Here is an 18,211-nt window from a genome sequence, read left to right as displayed (position 1 = left end):
CCGAGGCAGTCTGGATTGCTTCGTCGCAAGGGCTCCTCGCAATGACGTGGAGAGAGTTCATCGCCTTTCAGGCGGTACGTCCTTGACCCGCGCGCAATGCGCGGCGACATCCTCCAGGCTGTACTTCAGATGCACCCGCTTGTCCGACGGCGCCTGCTTCGTTGTGCACACGCCCGGTCGCCATTCCTGCGTTGGCCTGATCGGGCGCGGCGTAAAACCGCCGCCGCAGTTCGGGCAGACATTGGAGAGTTTCGTCTCCACGCAGTCCGCACAGAAGGTGCATTCATAGGAGCAGATCCGCGCATCGGTTGCATTCGGCGGCAGGTCGCGGTCGCAATATTCGCAGTTCGGTCGAAGCTGGAGGGCCATGGTTGAATCTCCGCAGATTGACCCGGATCATCGCAGACGGCGTGCGAAGCGCGAATGGCGTAGTTCCCTCGATTTCAGCCAGCCTTCAAATCCTTCAGCGGCAGCTTCGAGCTGTCCTTCAGCCTGTCGAGCACGATCGATGAGCGCACATGCGCGACACTCTGGTGTGGCATCAGAACGTCGTTGACGAGATTGGAGAGACCCTTCAGGTCGCGCAGCACGGCTTTCAGCACATAGTCGGCGTCGCCCGTGAGCGAATAGGCCTCCTGGATCTCGTCGATTCGATTGACCAGCGCACGGAAGCGTTTCGAGTTGTCCGGCGAGTGGGTCGCGAGCGTCACCTGGATGAAGGCGACCACGCCAAAGCCCAGTGCCTCGCTGGAGAGATCGGCGTGATAGCCCGATATCACCTTCTCCTCCTCCAGCCGCATCCGCCGGCGCGAGCATTGCGAGGCCGAGAGCCCCGCGAGGTCGGCGAGTTCCTGGTTGGTGAGGCGGCCATCATCCTGGAGCGCGCCGAGGATCTTGAGGTCGAAGGCGTCTACCGAAGTCATGCGCCATTTTCCCCTTCTATGCACAGATCGTGCGCAAGATAATGAAATTGCGCCCCATTTGCACGTTCATTGCGGGCCCCGTGAAGGATAATTCAACCCAGCAGCAATTTGGGAGAGCGCCATGGGTCCGTTTCCGCACGATGCACCGCCGGCCACGATCAGCGCCGACAATCCGATGGGCACCGACGGGTTCGAGTTCGTCGAATATGCGCATCCCGATCCGGAACAGCTGCACGCCCTGTTCAAGCTGATGGGCTATGCGGCCGTCGCGCGCCACAGAACGAAGAAGATCACGGTCTATCGCCAGGGCGACATCAACTATCTCGTCAACGAGGAGCCCGGCACCCACGGCTTTGACTTCGTCGCCGCGCACGGCCCGTGCGCGCCGTCGATGGCGTTCCGCGTCGTCGATGCGAAGGCGGCCTATGGCCGCGCGATTTCGCTCGGCGCCGAACCTGCCGATGTGTCCTCCGCGCAGAAGACGCTCGATGTCCCCGCGATCAAGGGCATCGGCGGCAGCCTGCTCTACTTCGTCGATCGCTATGGCGCCAAGGGATCGGCCTATGACAGCGAGTTCGAATGGCTCGGTGCGCGCGATCCGCGTCCCGCTGGCGCCGGCCTGTTCTATCTCGATCACCTCACCCATAACGTCCACCGCGGCCGCATGGACGTCTGGACCGGCTTCTACGAGAAGCTCTTCAACTTCCGCCAGATCCGCTTCTTCGACATCGAGGGCCGCGCCTCCGGCCTGTTCTCGCGGGCGCTGACGAGCCCCGACGGCAAGATCCGGATTCCGATCAACGAGGATGCCGGCGATTCCGGCCAGATCGAGGAATATCTCAATATCTATCGCGGCGAAGGCATCCAGCACATCGCCTGCGGCTGCCGCGACATCTACCGCACCATCGAGGACTTGCGCGAAGCGGGCCTGCCCTTCATGCCGGCGCCGCCCGCGACCTATTTCGAGCGGATCGACGCGCGGTTGCCGAAGCATGGCGAGGACCTCGCGCGGCTGCAGAAAAACGGGATCCTGATCGACGGCGAAGGCGTGGTCGACGGCGGCCAGACCAAGGTGCTGCTGCAGATCTTCTCGGCCAATGCAATCGGCCCGATCTTCTTCGAGTTCATCCAGCGCAAGGGCGATGACGGCTTCGGCGAAGGTAACTTCAAGGCGCTATTCGAGTCGATCGAGGAGGATCAGATCCGGCGTGGGGTGTTGAAGGTGGATGCGGCGTAGGCGCGCTATTTAGGCACGCCGCGGCGTCAAACACAGCCGTCGTCCTGGCGAAAGCCAGGACCCATTACCCCAGGGAGCGGTTGTTGGGTTGACTGATAACTCCGAGTCTTCGTCAAACCACGTTTGGTGGCTATGGGTCCTGGCTTTCGCCAGGACGACGGCGGAGTGTGGTGCGGCAGCGGAGATCTTGCCGCTCCTAACGCTCCGCCCACGCCTTCGTCACCGCGCCGATCTCCGCCACTTCCGGCTCGCGCACCGCCGATGGCGTCCGCGAAAAGCGTGGCGCCGGTGCCGGCTGTTTCACGCCGTGGCGCTCGACGAAGACGTTGCGGGCGACCATGTGCGGATGCTCGGTCGCCTCCGACATGGTCAGCACCGGCGCAAAGCAGATGTCGGTGCCTTCCATGATCTTGCACCAGTCCTCGCGCGTCTTGCTCTTGAACACCGTCTTCAGTTTTTCCTTCAGCGCGGGCCATGCCTTGCGGTCCATCTGCGCATCGAAATCGGCGTCGGTGAGTCCAGCGTGCTCGCGCAGCAGCGCGTAGAACTGCGGCTCGATCGAGCCGATCGAGACGAAATGGCCGCAGGCACATTCGTAGACGCCGTAGAAATGCGCGCCGCCGTCGAGGAAGTTCTCGTTACGGCCTTCGGTCCAGCGGCCGAGCGTGGTCATGTCGAAGAAGAACGACATCAGCGATGCCGCGCCGTCGCACATCGCGGAGTCGACGACCTGCCCCTTGCCTGACCGCGAGGCCTCCAGCAGCGCCGCGAGCACGCCGACAACGAGATAGAGCGCGCCGCCGCCGAAATCGCCGACCAAATTGAGCGGCGGCACCGGCGCTTCCTTCGTGCCGATCGCGGCGAGCGCGCCGGTGATGGAGATGTAGTTGATGTCGTGGCCGGCGGCATTGGCGAGCGGACCTTGCTGGCCCCAGCCGGTCATGCGGCCGTAGACCAGCTTTGGATTGCACGCGAGCACCACGTCAGGCCCGAGGCCGAGCCGCTCCATCACGCCGGGACGGAAACCCTCGACCAGTGCGTCGGCGTTCGCAAGCAGATCAAGCACCTCCGCGATCGCCGCCTTGTCCTTGAGATCGAGCTCAACCACCTTGCGGCCGCGGCCCGCGACCGACTTCATGTTCTTCCTGGCGCCGACCCGATCGAGCGTGACGACATCGGCACCCATGTCGGCCAGCAGCATGCAGGCGAACGGACCGGGCCCAATGCCGGCGAATTCGACGATGCGGAAGCCTGCAAGCGGGCCGGCGGCGCGAACGGAGGAGGTGGGGGCTGATTTGTCGAGCAATTTGTTGTTTCCTCGGGTCGCGGGCGGATGCCGATTGTTCGGCAATCGCCTCGGACATTCCTCTGTGGGCGAGTTAATTGGCTGATTAACTTTTCTCGCCTTCACGCCAGCGAGGCAAGCGGTTTTCATGTCGCGTGGCTAAAATAAAACGGCGCGCACCGAAGTGCGCGCCGCGGAAAATTTGTGTTGAGGCGCTAAGGCGCCACGATCAGCGAGCGGCAGCCACCGCGCGCTGCGCCATTACCTTGATCAGGTTGGCCCGGTACTCCGCCGTGCCGTGGATGTCGGCCAGCAGATTGCTCGCCGAAATGCTCACGCCGTCGATCGCCGAAGGTGACCAATTCGCCTTCAGCGCCGTTTCGATGGCCGGGACCCGCATCACGCCGCTTTGCGAGGCGCCGGTGGCGGCCACCCGAATCTCGCCGGACTTCGTCTGCGCGACGAACACGCCGGTCAGCGCGAAGCGAGACGCCGGGTGACGCATTTTTTCGTAGCCTGCCTTCGCCGGAACCGGGAACGACACGGCGGTGATGATTTCGCCGTCTTCCAGCGCCGTCGTGAACAGGCCCTGGAAGAAGTCGTCCGCCGCAATCGACCGCTTGTTGGTCTTCACGGTGGCGCCGAGCGCGAGCAGCGCGGCGGGATAATCCGCGGCGGGATCGTTGTTGGCGATCGAGCCGCCGATCGTGCCGCGATAGCGCACCGCGGGGTCGCCGAGCACCGAGGTCAGATAGGCGATTGCGGGAATCGCCTTCTTCACATCGGCATTCTGCATGATGTCGAAATAGGTCGTGCCGGCCTTGATGGTCAGGACGTCGCCCGAGAGTTCGACGCCCTGCAGCTCCTTGATCTTGCCGAGGTCGATGACGTCGGACGGACTGGCGAGGCGTTGCTTCATCACCGGCAGCAGCGTCTGCCCGCCGGCGAGGAACTTTGCTTCGCTGCTTTTGGAGAACAGGGAGACGGCTTCGTCAACCGAGGACGCGCGATGATAAACGGTCTGGTACATCTTCGTTCCTCCCTTAAGCCGCGTGGATCGTGCGCCACACCCTGTCGGGAGTTGCGGGCATTTCCAGATTGTTCTTGCCGATCGCGTCCGTGATCGCATTGATCACGGCCGCTGACGCCCCGATCGCGCCGGCCTCGCCGCAACCCTTGATGCCCAAGGGATTGCCCGGGCACAGCGTTGTGGTGTGGGAGAGATTGAACGAGGGAACGTCGTCGGCGCGCGGCATGGCGTAGTCCATGAACGAGGCCGTGACCGGCTGGCCGTTGGCGTCGTAGATCGCGTGCTCGAGCAACGCTTGTCCGATGCCTTGCACAAGACCGCCATGGACCTGGCCTTCGACGATCATCGGGTTGATCAGCCGGCCGAAATCGTCGGCGGCGACGAAGTTGACGAAAGAGGTCTTGCCGGTGCCGGGATCGACCTCGAGCTCGCAGATATACGTGCCGGCCGGGAAGGTGAAGTTGGTCGGGTCGTAGAAGGCGCTTTCCTTCAGGCCCGGCTCCATCCCGTCGGGCAGATTGTGCGCGGTGTAGGCCGCGAGCGCGACCATCGGGAAGGCGATCGCCTTGTCGGTCCCGGCCACCTTGAACTCGCCGTTCTCGATGACGATGTCGCCTTCCGAGGCTTCCAGCGCGTGCGCGGCGATCTTCTTGGCCTTGGATTCCATCTTCTCCATTGCCTTCAGGATCGCGGTGAGGCCGACAGCCGCCGAGCGCGAGCCGTAGGTGCCCATGCCGAACTGCACCTTGTCGGTGTCGCCATGGACGATCGAGACCTGGCTGATGGGAACGCCGAGGCGCTCCGCGACGAGCTGGCAGAACGTGGTCTCGTGACCCTGGCCGTGGCTGTGCGATCCCGTCAGGACCTCGATGGTGCCGACCGGGTTGACGCGGACTTCGGCGGACTCCCAAAGACCGACACCGGCGCCCAGGCTGCCGACGGCCTTCGACGGCGCGATGCCGCACGCCTCGATGTAGCAGGACACGCCGATGCCGCGCAGTTTGCCGTCGGCTTTCGCCTTGGCCTTGCGCCCGGCAAAACCGGCATAGTCGATCGCCTTCATCGCTGCATCCAGCGAGGCATTAAAGTCGCCGGTGTCATAGGCCATGATCACCGGCGTCTGGTGTGGGAATTGGGTGATGAAGTTGGTCCGGCGCAGCGCGGCCGGATCGACCTTCAACTGCCGCGCCGCCGTCTCCATCAGACGTTCGATCAGATAGCTCGCCTCGGGGCGGCCGGCGCCGCGATAGGCGTCGACCGGCGTGGTGTTGGTGTAGACCCCGACCACCTCGGCATGGATCGCCGGGATGTTGTACTGGCCCGACAGCAGCGTCGCGTAGAGATAGGTCGGCACCGACGACGAGAACAGCGACATGTAGGCGCCGAAATTGGCGTAGGTCTTCACCTTCAACCCGGTGATCTTGTTGTTGGCGTCGAACGCCATCTCGGCATGGGTGACGTGGTCGCGGCCATGCGCATCGGTGAGGAAGGCTTCGGTGCGGTCGCCGGTCCATTTCACGGGACGGCCGACCTTCTTCGAGGCCCACAGCGCCACCATCTCTTCGGGATAGATGAAGATCTTGGAGCCGAAGCCGCCGCCGACGTCGGGCGCGATCACGCGCAGCTTGTGCTCAGGTGCGATGTTGTAGAACGCCGACAGCACCAGGCGGGCGACGTGCGGATTCTGCGACGTCGTGTAGAGCGTGAAGTGCTCTTCCGCCGAATCGTAATCGGCAATCGCGGCGCGCGGCTCCATCGCGTTCGGCGCGAGACGGTTGTTGGTGACGTCGAGCTTCACCACGTTGGCGGCCTTGGCGAAGGCGGCATCGGTGGCGCCCTCGTCGCCGATCACCCAGTCATAAACCTGGTTGCCGGGCGCTTCGGGATGCAGCTGCGGCGCGCCGGACTTGATCGCGGCGTGGACGTCGGCGACCGCGGGCAGCTCTTCGTAGTTCACGACCACGGCTTCGGCCGCGTCGCGTGCGAGATTCTTGGTCTCGGCGATCACGACTGCGACGGCCTGACCGACGAAGCGCACCGTCTCCGGCGCCATTGCCGGCCATGCGCCCATCTTCATCGGGCTGCCGTCCTTGGAGGTGATGGCCCAGCCGCAGATCAGGTTGCCGACCTTGTCGTCGACGATCTCCTGGCCCGTCAGCACCGCGACCACGCCCGGCATCTTCAGCGCGGCGGAGGAATCGATCCCCTTCACCTTGGCATGCGCGTGCGGGCTGCGGATGAAATGGGCATGCGTCATGCCCTGCAATTTGATGTCGTCGACGTAGCGGCCCTTGCCGGTAATGAAACGCTTGTCTTCCTTGCGCACGACGCGCGCGCCAATGCCTTCAACACCCATGTCTGGTCCTCCCGACCGGAATTTGACTTGACCGCGCTTTCCCTCGAAAGCGGCGGCAGTGGTTCTTATTTCGACGCGCGCCGTTTACTCGGCCGCCTGCGAGACCTTCATGCGTCCGGCCGCGTCCAGTACGGCTTTGACGATGTTGTGGTACCCGGTGCAGCGGCAAATATTGCCTTCGAGCTCGTGGCGGACGGTGGCCTCGTCGAGCTGGCCACCATAGCGGTGCACGATGTCGATGGCCGACATGATCATGCCCGGCGTACAATAGCCGCACTGCAGGCCGTGATTGTCGCGGAAGGCCGCCTGCATCGGGTGCAGCTCGTCGCCCTTGGCGATGCCTTCGATCGTGGTGATGCTGGCGCCATCGGCCTGGCCCGCGAGCATGGTGCAGGATTTGACGGCCTTGCCGTCCATATGGACGACGCAGGCGCCGCACTGGCTGGTGTCGCAGCCGACATGGGTTCCGGTGAGGTTGAGGTGGTCGCGCAGCAGCTGAACCAGCAGCGTGCGGTCCTCGACGTCGACGGCAACAGCCTTGCCGTTCACCGTCAGTTTGACTGTAGACACGGTTGAATCCTCCCCGGGGTCGATTTTGATTGTTTCTAATTAGAGACAGCGACCCGGAACTTTGCAACTACGATTTTGGTCGCCCGCGTCATGGAAAAGTCATTGATCCGGAATGGCCAGCATTGGTGGGGGTGGCCGAGTCGACCGGATGGGGGCACGGCCCCGGGGCGCAGCTGGGATGCCAGCCTCTATATCCCTATGCAGTTCGCCTTTTCAGTTCGCCTTGGCCGATAGAGCCGGAAACTCCGCGGGCGCACCGAATTTACCGCCCCTTATCGATTCTGCCTTAGTTTTGCTCAGCTAGGTCAGGGGGCGGGACGCCACCGGATCGCGGCTGAATGAAAATGGGGGTGGGAATGTCCAGGCGTATCGCGTCGTCGTCGAAGCGCACAATAATGCCGACCCTCAGGTTCCGCGCCAAGATCATTCTGGGCTTTGCCGCCGTGCTGGTGATCTCCGCCGGCAGCATGGCTTTCTCCTATTTTGGCTTCGAGCGGGTCTCGTCCGGGGTCGGGTCCTACCGCAGCAGCGTCACCGAGGCCGATCTCGCCCGCAATATCGACCGGGAGCTGCTCGCCTATCGCTCGGCCGTCAAATATTTCGTCGTCACCGGCAAGGAGGACGACGCCAAGACGGCGCTGGACGCGGAGACCGGCCTGAAGAGCGCCATCGACCAGGCGGTCAAGAGCGCCAAGAAGCCGGCGCGCCAGGAGAGCCTGGGCAAGCTCGCCAAGGAGTTCTCCAACTTCTCAGCGACCTTCGCAAAAGTCCTCCGGGCCAAGCGTGACAGCGCGCTGCTGGTGCAGAACCAGCTCTCGCGCAACGCCAACCTCCTGAAATACAAGCTCGACGACATCGGTAACAATGCCTCCGATTCCGAGGCGCAGGCGATCGAGTTCGGGACCAAGCAGGTCAATGCTCAATTCCAGACCGCGAACGCGGCGGCGACCAATTTCGTGCTGACGTCCGACCAGGCGATCGCGACCAGCGCGCTGGCGCGGCTGAAATTCGTCGAGAACTCCCTCAACGCGGTCTATTCCATGGACGACAAGATCGTCGCCGGCCTGAAGGACGCCAAGGGATTGCTCGCTGCCTATCGGGAATCGCTGGAGAAGCTGATCGCCAATGCCAAGATGATCGACGATCTCGTCACCGAGATGAGCGGCTCGGCCGGCGCGATCCTTCAGGGTGCTACCGCCATGAAGGCGGACCTCGTTGCCGAACAGCAGCGGTTGGAGTCCGAATCGGAAGCGACCATCGGGAAGACCGAGCAGCTGGTGCTGATGCTGGCCGTCGGCGGCACGCTGCTCGGCGCGGTCCTCGCCTTCCTGCTCGGCACCGGCATTTCGCGTCCGATGATCGCAATGTGCAAGGCGATGCGCGAGCTTGCCTCGGGCAATTTCGATGTTGTGCTGCCGGGCCTGGGCCGCAAGGACGAGATCGGCGAGATGGCCGGCGCGGTCGAGGAATTCAAAGTGCAGGCCGTGGCCAAGGCCGAGCGCGACGCTGCCGCCAACGAAGCCCAGAACAAGGAAGCGAGCGCTGCTCGCCGCTCCGAACTGATTCGTTTCGCCGACGATTTCGAGAGCGCGGTCGGTGCCATCGTCTCCAACGTCTCGGCTTCCGCCGTGCAGCTGGAATCGGCGGCCTCGACGCTGACCCGCACCGCCGAGACCACCCAGAGCCTGTCGAGTCAGGTCGCCGACGTCTCCGAGCAGGCCTCCAGCAACATGCAGTCGGTGGCGACCGCGACCGAAGAGCTCTCGGCCTCGGTCGAGGAGATCGGCCGCCAGGTCCGCGATTCCAGCCGCATTGCCGAAGCCGCCGTGGTGCAGGCAAAGGAGACCGATAATCGCATCGGCAAGCTCTCGCATGCCGCCCAGCAGATCGGCGAAGTCGTCAAGCTCATCACGGCGATCGCCGAGCAGACCAATCTTCTCGCTCTGAATGCGACCATCGAGGCGGCACGCGCCGGTGAAGCCGGCCGCGGCTTTGCAGTGGTCGCCAGCGAAGTGAAGTCGCTGGCGAGCCAGACCGCGAAGGCCACCGACGAGATTTCCTCGCACATCACGGGCATGCAGGGCGCGACCGCCGAGTCGGTTGCGGCGATCAAGGAGATCGGCGCGACCATCGGCCAGATATCGTCGATCTCGACCTCGATTGCGAGCGCGGTCGAGCAGCAAGGCGCGGCGACGCAGGAAATCGCGCGCAGCGTCCAGACCGTCGCGCAGGGCACTCAGACCGCCGCCACCGACATCGGCCAGGTCAACCGCGGCGCCGCCGAAACCGGCTCGGCTTCGGAAGAGGTGCTGCACTCGGCCAAGACACTGTCATCCGAAAGCACCCGCCTGCGCGCCGAGCTCGACCGCTTCATGGGGAACATCCGGGCAGCGTAGGGGCATTCCCGTCAATGTCGTCCTGGCGAAAGCCAGGACGACGAGACCCTGCGTCACGTAACCGCCGGTTGCGGCGCCACAAATTTACCGCCGCTTATCCTTTGCCATTTACCGTGCTCACGCGTCAGGAAGCGGGCTGCTTCCGGGCTGCGCCTGGTTTTCCGCGAATGGAATGGGGTGGGGAATGCCCGTCAAGTCGAAGCCGACCACATCGAAGCTGCTCACCTTGCGTTTTCGCGCAAAAATCATCCTCGGCTTCGTGGCGGTGCTCGCCATCCTCGCCGTCAGCATGGCTTTCGCGTATTTCGGCTTCGAGCGGATCCAGGCCGCCGTGGCCTCCTATCGCTCCAGCGTCGCCGAAGCGGACCTTGCGCGGACGGTCGATCGCGAGCTGATTGCCTACCAGGGGCTGGCGCGGGCCTACACGCTGACCGGCGCGGCGGATGATGAGACCGCGGCCAAAGCAGCCGAAGAGAATCTGAGGGCCGCGATCGCCAAGTCGGCGGCGGCCACCACCGGCGTAGCGCGCCGCGAGCAGGTCGGCAGGCTCGAGGCCGACTTCAAGAGCTTTACCAAGGTGTTCGGCGAGATCATCGTTTTGACGCGCGAGAACGGCAAGATCGCGACCGATGAGCTCAACAGCGTCGGCAACAAGATCCGGTTCAAGTTCGACGATCTCGCCGATACCGCGGCACTGGCGGGCCTGAACTCGGTTCAGAGCACGGCCAAGGACATCACATCGCAATACCTTGCGGTCTCCACCTCGGTCAGCGCCTTCGTCGCCAAGCCGGAGCCGAAGACCGCCGACGGCGTGATCGCCCGCATCAAATTCCTGGAGACCTTGCTGGTCTCGATCTATGCCAACGACCAGAAGATCACCGACCGCGTCACCGAGATCAGCAACCTCCTCAAGCAGTACCGCACCTCCTTTTCAAAGTTGACCGAGAACGTGAAGGTCATCGTCAAGCTGAACGGCGACATGACCAAGACGGCTGCCTCCATTCTCAAGCTCTCGGGTGAGCTGCGGTCGGAGCTGACGGCGGATCAGCAGCGCATCGAGGTCAACGCCAATGCCACCATCGGCGAGACCGAGCGGCTGATGCTGATGATGGCGCTGGGCGGCCTTGCCGTCGGGGCTGTGCTCGCCCTGATGCTGGGCAACGGCATTTCGCGTCCGATGATCGCGATGTGCAAGGCGATGCGCGAGCTTGCCTCGGGCAATTTCGATGTCGTGCTGCCGGGCCTGGGGCGCAGGGACGAGATCGGCGAGATGGCCGGCGCGGTAGAGGAATTCAAGGTGCAGGCCGTGGCCAAGGCCGAGCGCGACGCCGCCGCCAACGAACTTCAGAACAGGGAGCAGGCCGCAAGCCGCCGCTCCGAGCTGATTCGTTTCGCCGACGATTTCGAAAGCGCGGTCGGCGCCATCGTCTCCAACGTCTCGGCTTCCGCCGTGCAGCTGGAATCGGCGGCCTCGACGCTGACCCGCACCGCCGAGACCACCCAGAGCCTGTCGAGTCAGGTCGCCGACGTCTCCGAGCAGGCCTCCAGCAACATGCAGTCGGTGGCGACCGCGACCGAAGAGCTCTCGGCCTCGGTCGAGGAGATCGGCCGCCAGGTCCGCGATTCCAGCCGCATTGCCGAAAACGCCGTGGTGCAGGCCAGGGAGACCGATAACCGCATCGGCAAGCTCTCGCATGCCGCTCAGCAGATCGGCGAAGTGGTCAAGCTGATCACGGCGATCGCCGAACAGACCAATCTTCTGGCGCTGAACGCGACGATCGAGGCGGCGCGCGCCGGCGAGGCCGGCCGCGGCTTTGCAGTCGTCGCCAGCGAAGTGAAGTCGCTCGCGAGCCAGACCGCGAAGGCCACCGACGAGATCTCCTCGCACATCACGGGCATGCAAGGCGCCACCGCCGAGTCGGTCGCGGCGATCAAGGAGATCGGTGCGACCATCGGCCAGATCTCGTCGATCTCGACGTCGATCGCGAGCGCAGTGGAGCAGCAAGGCGCGGCGACGCAGGAAATCGCGCGCAGCGTCCAGACCGTCGCGCAGGGCACTCAGACCGCCGCCACCGACATCGGCCAAGTCAACCGCGGCGCCGCCGAAACCGGCTCGGCCTCGGAAGAGGTGCTGCACTCGGCCAAGACGCTGTCATCCGAAAGCACCCGCCTGCGCGCCGAGCTCGACCGCTTCATGGGGAACATCCGGGCGGCGTAGGGGCACCCGCGCCAATGTCGTCCTGGCGAAAGCCAGGACCCATTACCCCAAGGCAGAGTTGCCGGGCGACTGCTAACTCCAAGTCATCGCCAAACTGCTCCCTGGGGTAATAGGTCCTGGATCGGCGCTGCGCTTGTCCAGGACGACCCGGCGCTCACTCCCTCCCGAATGCCCGCTTCAGCTCCACCTTTGCCCGCTCCAGCCGCGTGCGCTGCGTCTGCGGTAGCGTCTTGCCGGCGCGGTTGATGTAGAACGTCAGCATCGACAGCGCCGAGCGGTACGCGCCGGTCTTGCGACGCGCGCTGTGCTCGGCCGAGCGCTTCAACGAAGTCGCGATCTTCTTCGCGCTGGTCAGCTTGAACACGCCTTGTTTGAGGACGAGCGCGTTGCTCTACTTCGTCACGCGCTGTGACCAGCGCTTCGGTGCGGCGCGGTGGGTGCTCTTGCGCGCCGCTGTTTTGCGAGAATGTGTCGTCTTTCTGGCATGAGCCATGCGTCAACTCCTTGCGGCTCCACCGAAAACCAGCGGCGCGAGCGGTCGTTCCTGCGGGAACCTGGCCTCGCCGCAGACGTTGTCGCAGGGTGGCAGGCGGAATGCCGCACCCCCTTGATCGGATCGCCCCCGTCCACGCCATGTGAACCGGGCCATGTCCATTGGTCAGATGCAACAACGCGATGGAATTGCAGCGAAGCCCAGCGCCGAACGATGGACCTGTGGTCTCCAAGGCGGTCGCGAAGGCCCACGCGGCCGATCGCATCATCGAAACCAGCATTCCCGCACGGCTTGACGCGCTGCCGTGGAGCGGGTTTCACACCCGGGTCGTGCTCGCGCTCGGCATCACCTGGATTCTGGATGGCCTCGAGGTGACATTGGCCGGCGCGCTCTCCGGCGCGCTGAAGCAAAGCCCCTCCCTGCATTTCTCCAATCTCGATCTCGGCATTGCCAATTCCGCCTATCTCGCGGGCGCGGTGCTCGGCGCGCTCGGTTTCGGCTGGCTGACCGATCGCATCGGCCGCAAGAAGCTGTTCTTCATCACGCTCGCACTCTATCTCTCGGCAACGGCCGCGACCGCTCTGTCATGGAATGTCGCGAGCTACGCACTGTTTCGCTTCCTCACCGGCGCCGGCATCGGCGGCGAATATACGGCGATCAATTCGACCATCCAGGAATTGGTGCCGGCGCGCTATCGCGGCTGGACCGATCTCGTCATCAACGGCAGCTTCTGGATCGGCGCCGCGATGGGCGCGGTGGCGGCCATCGTGCTGCTCGATCCCGCGGTGATCGGCCCCGATCTCGGCTGGCGCCTCGCTTATCTCATCGGCGCGGCCATTGGCCTCGTCGTGCTCTTGATGCGGATGTGGATCCCGGAGAGTCCGCGCTGGCTGATGATCCACGGTCGTCCCGACCAGGCCCACGCCATCGTTGGCGAGATCGAGCGCTCGGTGATCGGACACGACCAGGACACGAGCGACGGGCGCTTCGCCAAGATTCGCCTGAAAATGCGGAGCCACACGCCGATCCGCGAGGTCGTGCACACGCTGTTCTCGGTCTATCGCCAGCGGGCGATGGTCGGCCTCGTGCTGATGATCGCGCAGGCCTTCTTCTACAACGCCATCTTCTTCACCTTTGCGCTGGTGTTGACCGATTTTTACGGGATCAGCGCCGATCATGTCGGCTGGTATCTGCTTCCCTTCGCTGCCGGCAATTTCCTCGGTCCGCTGCTGCTCGGCCGCCTGTTCGATACGCTCGGCCGCCGGACCATGATCATGTTCACCTATGGCGTGTCGGGCCTGTTGCTGGCGCTGTCGGGTTATCTGTTCTCGATTGGCGCCTTGAGCGCGCAGGGGCAGACCATCGCCTGGATGGTGATCTTCTTCTTTGCCTCGCCCGCCGCGAGCGCGGCCTATCTCACCGTCAGCGAGACTTTTCCCTTGGAAGTCCGTGCGCTCGCGATCGCGGTGTTCTATGCGGTCGGCACCGGCATCGGCGGCGTGATCGGCCCCGCATTGTTCGGGGCGCTGATCGACACGGGATCACGCACGAGCGTATTCGCAGGTTATTTGCTGGGGGCCTTTCTGATGATCGCGGCTGCGATCGTGGCGTGGCGCTATGCCGTCTCGGCGGAACGCAAATCGCTCGAAGAAATCGCGCGGCCGCTTGCGTCCATGGAGTAGACTATGAAATCGGAACTGGCTGAATTGGATCTAAAGCGTACCATGGTCGACGATGAAGCGCCCGATGCGGTGCCGGTGCCTCACGCACTCGTGCCGCATCTCAACGAAACAGCGATCCTGCTCGACATCGACGGGACGCTGCTCGACCTGATGCCGACGCCGCGTGAGGTGTGGGTGCCGCCAGGCCTGTCGGAAACGCTGAACCGGTTGACGGAGCGCACCTCGGGCGCGCTGGCGATGGTCAGCGGCCGTTCGCTCAACGACATCGACCTGATCTTCGCGCCCGATGTCTTTCGCGCCGTTGCCGGCCACGGCGCGGAGATGCGGCTTTCGGTGGACAACGAAGCCGATGCCGTCAGCGCGCCGCCGCTGGACAAGGAGTTGAAGCGGCGGCTCGCGGCGGTCGCCAAGCTCAGTCCCGGCATTCTGCTCGAAGACAAGGGCTATTCGCTGGCGCTGCATTACCGCCTTGCGCCGCATGCGGAGAAGGCGATCTATGAATCCGTTTCGCTGATCCGCGCCGACCTGCCCAATGCGCCGATCGAGGTGCTGCCTGGCAAGTTCGTTTGCGAGATCAAGCATTCCGGTTTCACCAAGGCGACCGGCGTGCGCGAATTGATGAAGCACGAGCCTTTCAAGGGACGCCGTCCGATCTTCATCGGCGACGACGTCACCGACGAGACCGTGTTTGCGATCATGCCCGACATGAACGGGCTCGCCTTCTCGGTCGGCCGCCGCGCCATGGGTGTCAACGGGCACTTCGACGCGCCGAACGACGTGCGCGCGTTCCTTGCGCGGCTGCTCGACGACTCAAGGTTGGAATAAGGCGCCGACATCTCGCAGCCACATATCGCGCGCGTAGCTCCCCAGCGCGTCCGCTTCATGCTGCGCGCGCTGCGGTTCCGAAACCGACTTTATGTAGCGAAATCGTCAGGTTCCGCGGAGGTAAACCGGTTCCAACGCGCACGCCCGATTTTGGTTTCAATTGGTGCAAAGGATGATCAGGAACCATATTGATGAACGGCAGTTAAATGGGGTGGAATGAAACAGGAGGGGACGACCTGTGAATTTAGTCGTCGTTTCAAATCGCGTCGCCCGCGGCAAGCCCAATGAGCCCATGACGGGCGGTCTCGCGGCGGCGTTGCTACCCGTCGTGGAACATTCGGGCGCGATTTGGGTGGGTTCCTCGGGCCGTGTGCGTGATGGTCATCAAAAGGAGCCGTTCGCAGAAATCGAAGCACTGGGTTCGGGTGCGATCGCGACGCTGGATCTGCCGGCGGCGCACTATGGCGGCTATTACGAAGGCTTCGCCAATTCGGCGCTGTGGCCGGCGCTGCACTCGCGCAGCGATCTGATCCGCGTCTCGCGCGATGACTATGTCAGCTATCGCGAGGTCAACGCCTTCATGGCGCGTGCCTTGATGCGCTTCCGGAAAGCGCAAACTGCGTTCTGGGTACAGGACTATCATTTCCTCGCGCTCGGTGCGGAGCTGCGGGATCTCGGCGTCGACGATCCGATCGGCTTCTTCCTCCATACGCCATGGCCTGTCGCCGCGGTGATGCAGGGCGTTCCCAATTATCGCGAGCTGATCACGGCGATGCTGGCCTACGATCTGATCGGCTTCCAGACCAATGACGACTGCCAGAATTTTCTAGGCTATGTCGCGGGCGAACTCGGCCTCGCCGTCGAAGACGGCGTGGTGATCTCGCAGCATGGCCGAACGCGCTGCGAAGTCTTTCCGATCGGCATCGACGCCGAGAAGTTCGCGCAATACGCGGCGAAATCGGCGTCGCATCCGGACGTGTCGCGGCTGCGCCGCAGCCTCAACGGTGAGCGGCTCGCGATCGGCGTCGACCGGCTCGACTATTCCAAGGGCCTCGTCAACCGCATCAGCGCGTTCGATCGGCTCTGGACCGAGCATCCGCAGTTTGCGCGCAGCATTTCGCTGTTGCAGATCGCAAATCCCTCGCGCGGTGCCATCGAAGCCTATGGCAATTTGCAGAACGAGGTCGCGCGGCTCGTGTCCGACGTCAACGGCCGCCATGGCGAGGCGGACTGGACACCGATCCGCTATCTCAACAAGGGCTTCAGCCAGGCCGTGCTCGCGGGTCTCTACCGCACCGCGCAGATCGGCGTCGTAACGCCGCTGCACGACGGCATGAACCTTGTCGCCAAGGAATACGTCGCCGCGCAAAACCCGGCCGATCCCGGCGTGCTGGTGCTGTCGAAATTCGCCGGCGCGGCCAACGAGCTCGACGCCGCGCTGCTGGTCAATCCGCACGACATCGACGGCATGGCGCGCGCGATCGCGGTCGCGGCCGCGATGCCGCTCACCGAGCGCAAGATGCGCTGGGATGCGATGATGAAGAAGCTGCGCGGCCACACCATCCAGCAATGGTCGGCGGATTTTGTCGCCGAGCTGGAGAAGTGCCGGACTGAGAAGGCCGCGGTCGCGCCGCTCGCCAACCAGCCGCCGCAAGCGTTGCGCTGGCTGAAGTCGGCAATATCAGGCGTGCGGTTGATCTAGTCTCCTTCTCTCCGTTTTTGCGGGGAGGGTACGGGCGAAGACGAGAGCTTCAATAGCAATACGACACGCCTTCCAAAATCGCGCACTGCCGCTTGTTCGGCGCGTTCGGATCGTCGAGCGGCACCATGCCCTTGCCCTGGCCGACGAACACGCCGGGCCCGACATGCACCGAGCTCTTGTTGCCGATGATGACGCTCTGATGCGGAGTCGCGCTCGAGCGCGTGCCGTCCGGCCAGAGGATGGCATCGCCCGAAAGCATCCCGCGCCGTCCGTCGTCACAGCTGACGTCGAGCCCTTGCCGGGTGCAGACCTGCGCGGCGGCCGGCCCAGCAAAGGCGACGGCCACAGCCGAAATCAGGCTCATCGCGGCGATGGTGTTGCGGATGATCATCGGGCCCCCGGTCTTGTTTGACGGTCTTGAGTGAATCGTCGCACCAAACCCGCCGCCGGTTCAGCCGGCAGGCGGTTCCGAGCGTTGCCGCAGCGCCTGATATTGTCTAGAAAATACAATATCTTACGGAAAAATCACCCGATTTCCCCGCGATCCCTTGCAAAATCATCGGCGCCCCTTCAAGAGAGTGCGCTCCGGAGAGATGGCCGAGTGGCTTAAGGCGCACGCTTGGAAAGCGTGTGTGCGGGAAACCGTACCGTGGGTTCGAATCCCACTCTCTCCGCCATGAACCATGACATCATTGCTGAATTTCAGCCGTCGCCGAAAATCTCCGAGTTTAACCCTCGGCTTTGCTAGGTCGCGCGCACAGCCCGCGCAGACCCGGTTGAACACGCGAACCTATGACATCCGAGGCTTGAACCGCGGGACCGGCGGGTATGTTCATTTTGTCCCCGATATTTGAGGGACGAAGTGTCGTCGAGTATCTTGTAGGAGGAATCCTACTGTGCGTAGTGTGTACAGAGAATTCGGTAGGGCTACCGGACCCGATTCGGACCCCGCTGAAAGCATAAAGACCGCCCGGGGTGGAAACCGGACGGTCTTTGCTCAGATGGTCCCCTTGGTCAGGGATCGCCAGTGGGGAGAGCCGGGTCGACTTGGCGGAAGACCGGCTCCCCTCCACGTTGCGCATCGGGTGGAACCGAATCGCAGGCTGTATCGTGGGGTTCTCCGTTGCCGGAGTCCACGCCAATGGCAATGATTCCTGTGTCCATCCCGCTTTTCCCCAAGGGGAGAACCGCATCTGACGGATAAGACGCCGGAAAATCAGGATAGTCCGTCTCGGAACGAAGGTCTTGAAGCGCCACCGCCTGCTCAAGATGAAACCGCCTCCACATAACGCCGGCGGCGGGCAAGACCAACTCTGCAACGAAGGCAAAGAAGAAGCCCCCGACTGAATAAGCTCTCTCAGCCTCAGTCGCATGGCATCCTTGTAGGCGAGCGCAATGCGAGTGCTTTAACGGAAGTCAAAATCGCAAGATAACGGTGCAGGTGCTTCTCAGGGAAGCGCTGGTAGATGCCCTTCGTGGGATGACATCCCTGCC

13 protein-coding genes, 1 tRNA gene and 1 pseudogene are annotated in these 18,211 nt (G+C 63.6%); 7 read left to right on the top strand and 8 right to left on the bottom strand.

Features of this window, described 5'->3' with window-relative positions; translation table 11 throughout:
• Positions 1-57 precede the first annotated feature (57 nt).
• Together AC0L3C_RS20815 and AC0L3C_RS20810 are read right to left on the bottom strand one after the other, a co-directional pair.
• Positions 58-369, bottom strand: a complete 312-nt coding sequence (locus AC0L3C_RS20815; RefSeq protein WP_473408850.1) for a DUF1272 domain-containing protein — start codon at positions 367-369, stop codon at positions 58-60.
• 74 nt (positions 370-443) lie between these two features.
• On the bottom strand, positions 444-923 hold the full coding sequence (locus tag AC0L3C_RS20810; protein WP_473408849.1) for an Lrp/AsnC family transcriptional regulator: 480 nt from the start codon (positions 921-923) through the stop codon (positions 444-446).
• Positions 924-1,044: 121 nt separating this feature from the next.
• Here AC0L3C_RS20810 and hppD point away from each other — a divergent pair, with 121 nt between their 5' ends.
• Positions 1,045-2,160 carry a 4-hydroxyphenylpyruvate dioxygenase gene (gene hppD, locus AC0L3C_RS20805; protein ID WP_473408848.1) on the top strand — a complete coding sequence of 372 codons (1,116 nt, stop codon included), beginning with the start codon at positions 1,045-1,047 and terminating at the stop codon, positions 2,158-2,160.
• A 196-nt stretch (positions 2,161-2,356) separates the two neighbouring features.
• Here hppD and AC0L3C_RS20800 read toward each other — a convergent pair whose 3' ends face one another.
• The 4 genes from AC0L3C_RS20800 to AC0L3C_RS20785 form a co-directional block, all read right to left on the bottom strand.
• Positions 2,357-3,466, bottom strand: a complete 1,110-nt coding sequence (locus AC0L3C_RS20800; protein ID WP_473264191.1) for a CaiB/BaiF CoA transferase family protein — start codon at positions 3,464-3,466, stop codon at positions 2,357-2,359.
• Between the two features lie 208 nt (positions 3,467-3,674).
• Complete coding sequence (locus tag AC0L3C_RS20795; protein WP_473279799.1) at positions 3,675-4,475, bottom strand: FAD binding domain-containing protein; 801 nt, start codon at positions 4,473-4,475, stop codon at positions 3,675-3,677.
• Positions 4,476-4,488: 13 nt separating this feature from the next.
• On the bottom strand, positions 4,489-6,831 hold the full coding sequence (locus tag AC0L3C_RS20790; RefSeq protein ID WP_473408847.1) for a xanthine dehydrogenase family protein molybdopterin-binding subunit: 2,343 nt from the start codon (positions 6,829-6,831) through the stop codon (positions 4,489-4,491).
• A gap of 84 nt (positions 6,832-6,915) precedes the next feature.
• Positions 6,916-7,401 (bottom strand): (2Fe-2S)-binding protein, encoded by a 486-nt coding sequence (locus tag AC0L3C_RS20785; RefSeq protein WP_007599059.1) that lies wholly within the window; start codon positions 7,399-7,401, stop codon positions 6,916-6,918.
• Positions 7,402-7,757: 356 nt separating this feature from the next.
• Here AC0L3C_RS20785 and AC0L3C_RS20780 point away from each other — a divergent pair, with 356 nt between their 5' ends.
• Both AC0L3C_RS20780 and AC0L3C_RS20775 read left to right on the top strand, forming a co-directional pair.
• Positions 7,758-9,797 carry a methyl-accepting chemotaxis protein gene (locus AC0L3C_RS20780; protein WP_473408846.1) on the top strand — a complete coding sequence of 680 codons (2,040 nt, stop codon included), beginning with the start codon at positions 7,758-7,760 and terminating at the stop codon, positions 9,795-9,797.
• A 184-nt stretch (positions 9,798-9,981) separates the two neighbouring features.
• Entirely contained in the window at positions 9,982-12,015 is a 2,034-nt protein-coding gene (locus AC0L3C_RS20775; RefSeq protein ID WP_473408845.1) for a methyl-accepting chemotaxis protein, read from the top strand.
• Between the two features lie 154 nt (positions 12,016-12,169).
• Here AC0L3C_RS20775 and AC0L3C_RS20770 read toward each other — a convergent pair.
• Positions 12,170-12,508: pseudogene (locus AC0L3C_RS20770) on the bottom strand (DUF3175 domain-containing protein).
• Between the two features lie 182 nt (positions 12,509-12,690).
• Between AC0L3C_RS20770 and AC0L3C_RS20765 the strand changes: the two are divergent.
• From AC0L3C_RS20765 to AC0L3C_RS20755, 3 genes are all read left to right on the top strand, one after another.
• On the top strand, positions 12,691-14,190 hold the full coding sequence (locus tag AC0L3C_RS20765) for an MFS transporter (RefSeq protein ID WP_473264199.1): 1,500 nt from the start codon (positions 12,691-12,693) through the stop codon (positions 14,188-14,190).
• Positions 14,191-14,193: 3 nt separating this feature from the next.
• The gene (otsB, locus tag AC0L3C_RS20760) at positions 14,194-15,015 is read left to right on the top strand and encodes a trehalose-phosphatase (RefSeq protein ID WP_473264201.1); all 822 of its coding nucleotides are present in this window, start codon (positions 14,194-14,196) and stop codon (positions 15,013-15,015) included.
• A gap of 238 nt (positions 15,016-15,253) precedes the next feature.
• Positions 15,254-16,717, top strand: coding sequence for a trehalose-6-phosphate synthase (locus AC0L3C_RS20755; RefSeq protein WP_473408844.1), 1,464 nt, complete (start codon positions 15,254-15,256; stop codon positions 16,715-16,717).
• A gap of 49 nt (positions 16,718-16,766) precedes the next feature.
• On the opposite strand, the gene AC0L3C_RS20750 is transcribed toward AC0L3C_RS20755, so the two are convergent.
• Positions 16,767-17,108, bottom strand: coding sequence for a hypothetical protein (locus tag AC0L3C_RS20750; protein WP_473408843.1), 342 nt, complete (start codon positions 17,106-17,108; stop codon positions 16,767-16,769).
• 196 nt (positions 17,109-17,304) lie between these two features.
• Between AC0L3C_RS20750 and AC0L3C_RS20745 the strand changes: the two genes are divergently transcribed.
• A tRNA-Ser gene (locus AC0L3C_RS20745) sits at positions 17,305-17,394 on the top strand.
• Positions 17,395-18,211: the final 817 nt, after the last annotated feature.

The sequence above is a fragment of the Bradyrhizobium sp. WSM4872 genome, from assembly GCF_055811715.1.
Note: the sequence above shows the minus strand (reverse complement) of the source record. Positions and strands in the feature narration are given on the sequence as shown.

Coding starts and splice junctions, on each gene's coding strand:
- AC0L3C_RS20815 (WP_473408850.1), bottom strand. CDS start 369: ATGGCCCTCCAGCTTCGACCGAACTGCGAATATTGCGACCGCGACCTG.
- AC0L3C_RS20810 (WP_473408849.1), bottom strand. CDS start 923: ATGACTTCGGTAGACGCCTTCGACCTCAAGATCCTCGGCGCGCTCCAG.
- hppD (WP_473408848.1), top strand. CDS start 1,045: ATGGGTCCGTTTCCGCACGATGCACCGCCGGCCACGATCAGCGCCGAC.
- AC0L3C_RS20795 (WP_473279799.1), bottom strand. CDS start 4,475: ATGTACCAGACCGTTTATCATCGCGCGTCCTCGGTTGACGAAGCCGTC.
- AC0L3C_RS20790 (WP_473408847.1), bottom strand. CDS start 6,831: ATGGGTGTTGAAGGCATTGGCGCGCGCGTCGTGCGCAAGGAAGACAAG.
- AC0L3C_RS20780 (WP_473408846.1), top strand. CDS start 7,758: ATGTCCAGGCGTATCGCGTCGTCGTCGAAGCGCACAATAATGCCGACC.
- AC0L3C_RS20775 (WP_473408845.1), top strand. CDS start 9,982: ATGCCCGTCAAGTCGAAGCCGACCACATCGAAGCTGCTCACCTTGCGT.
- AC0L3C_RS20765 (WP_473264199.1), top strand. CDS start 12,691: ATGGAATTGCAGCGAAGCCCAGCGCCGAACGATGGACCTGTGGTCTCC.
- otsB (WP_473264201.1), top strand. CDS start 14,194: ATGAAATCGGAACTGGCTGAATTGGATCTAAAGCGTACCATGGTCGAC.
- AC0L3C_RS20750 (WP_473408843.1), bottom strand. CDS start 17,108: ATGATCATCCGCAACACCATCGCCGCGATGAGCCTGATTTCGGCTGTG.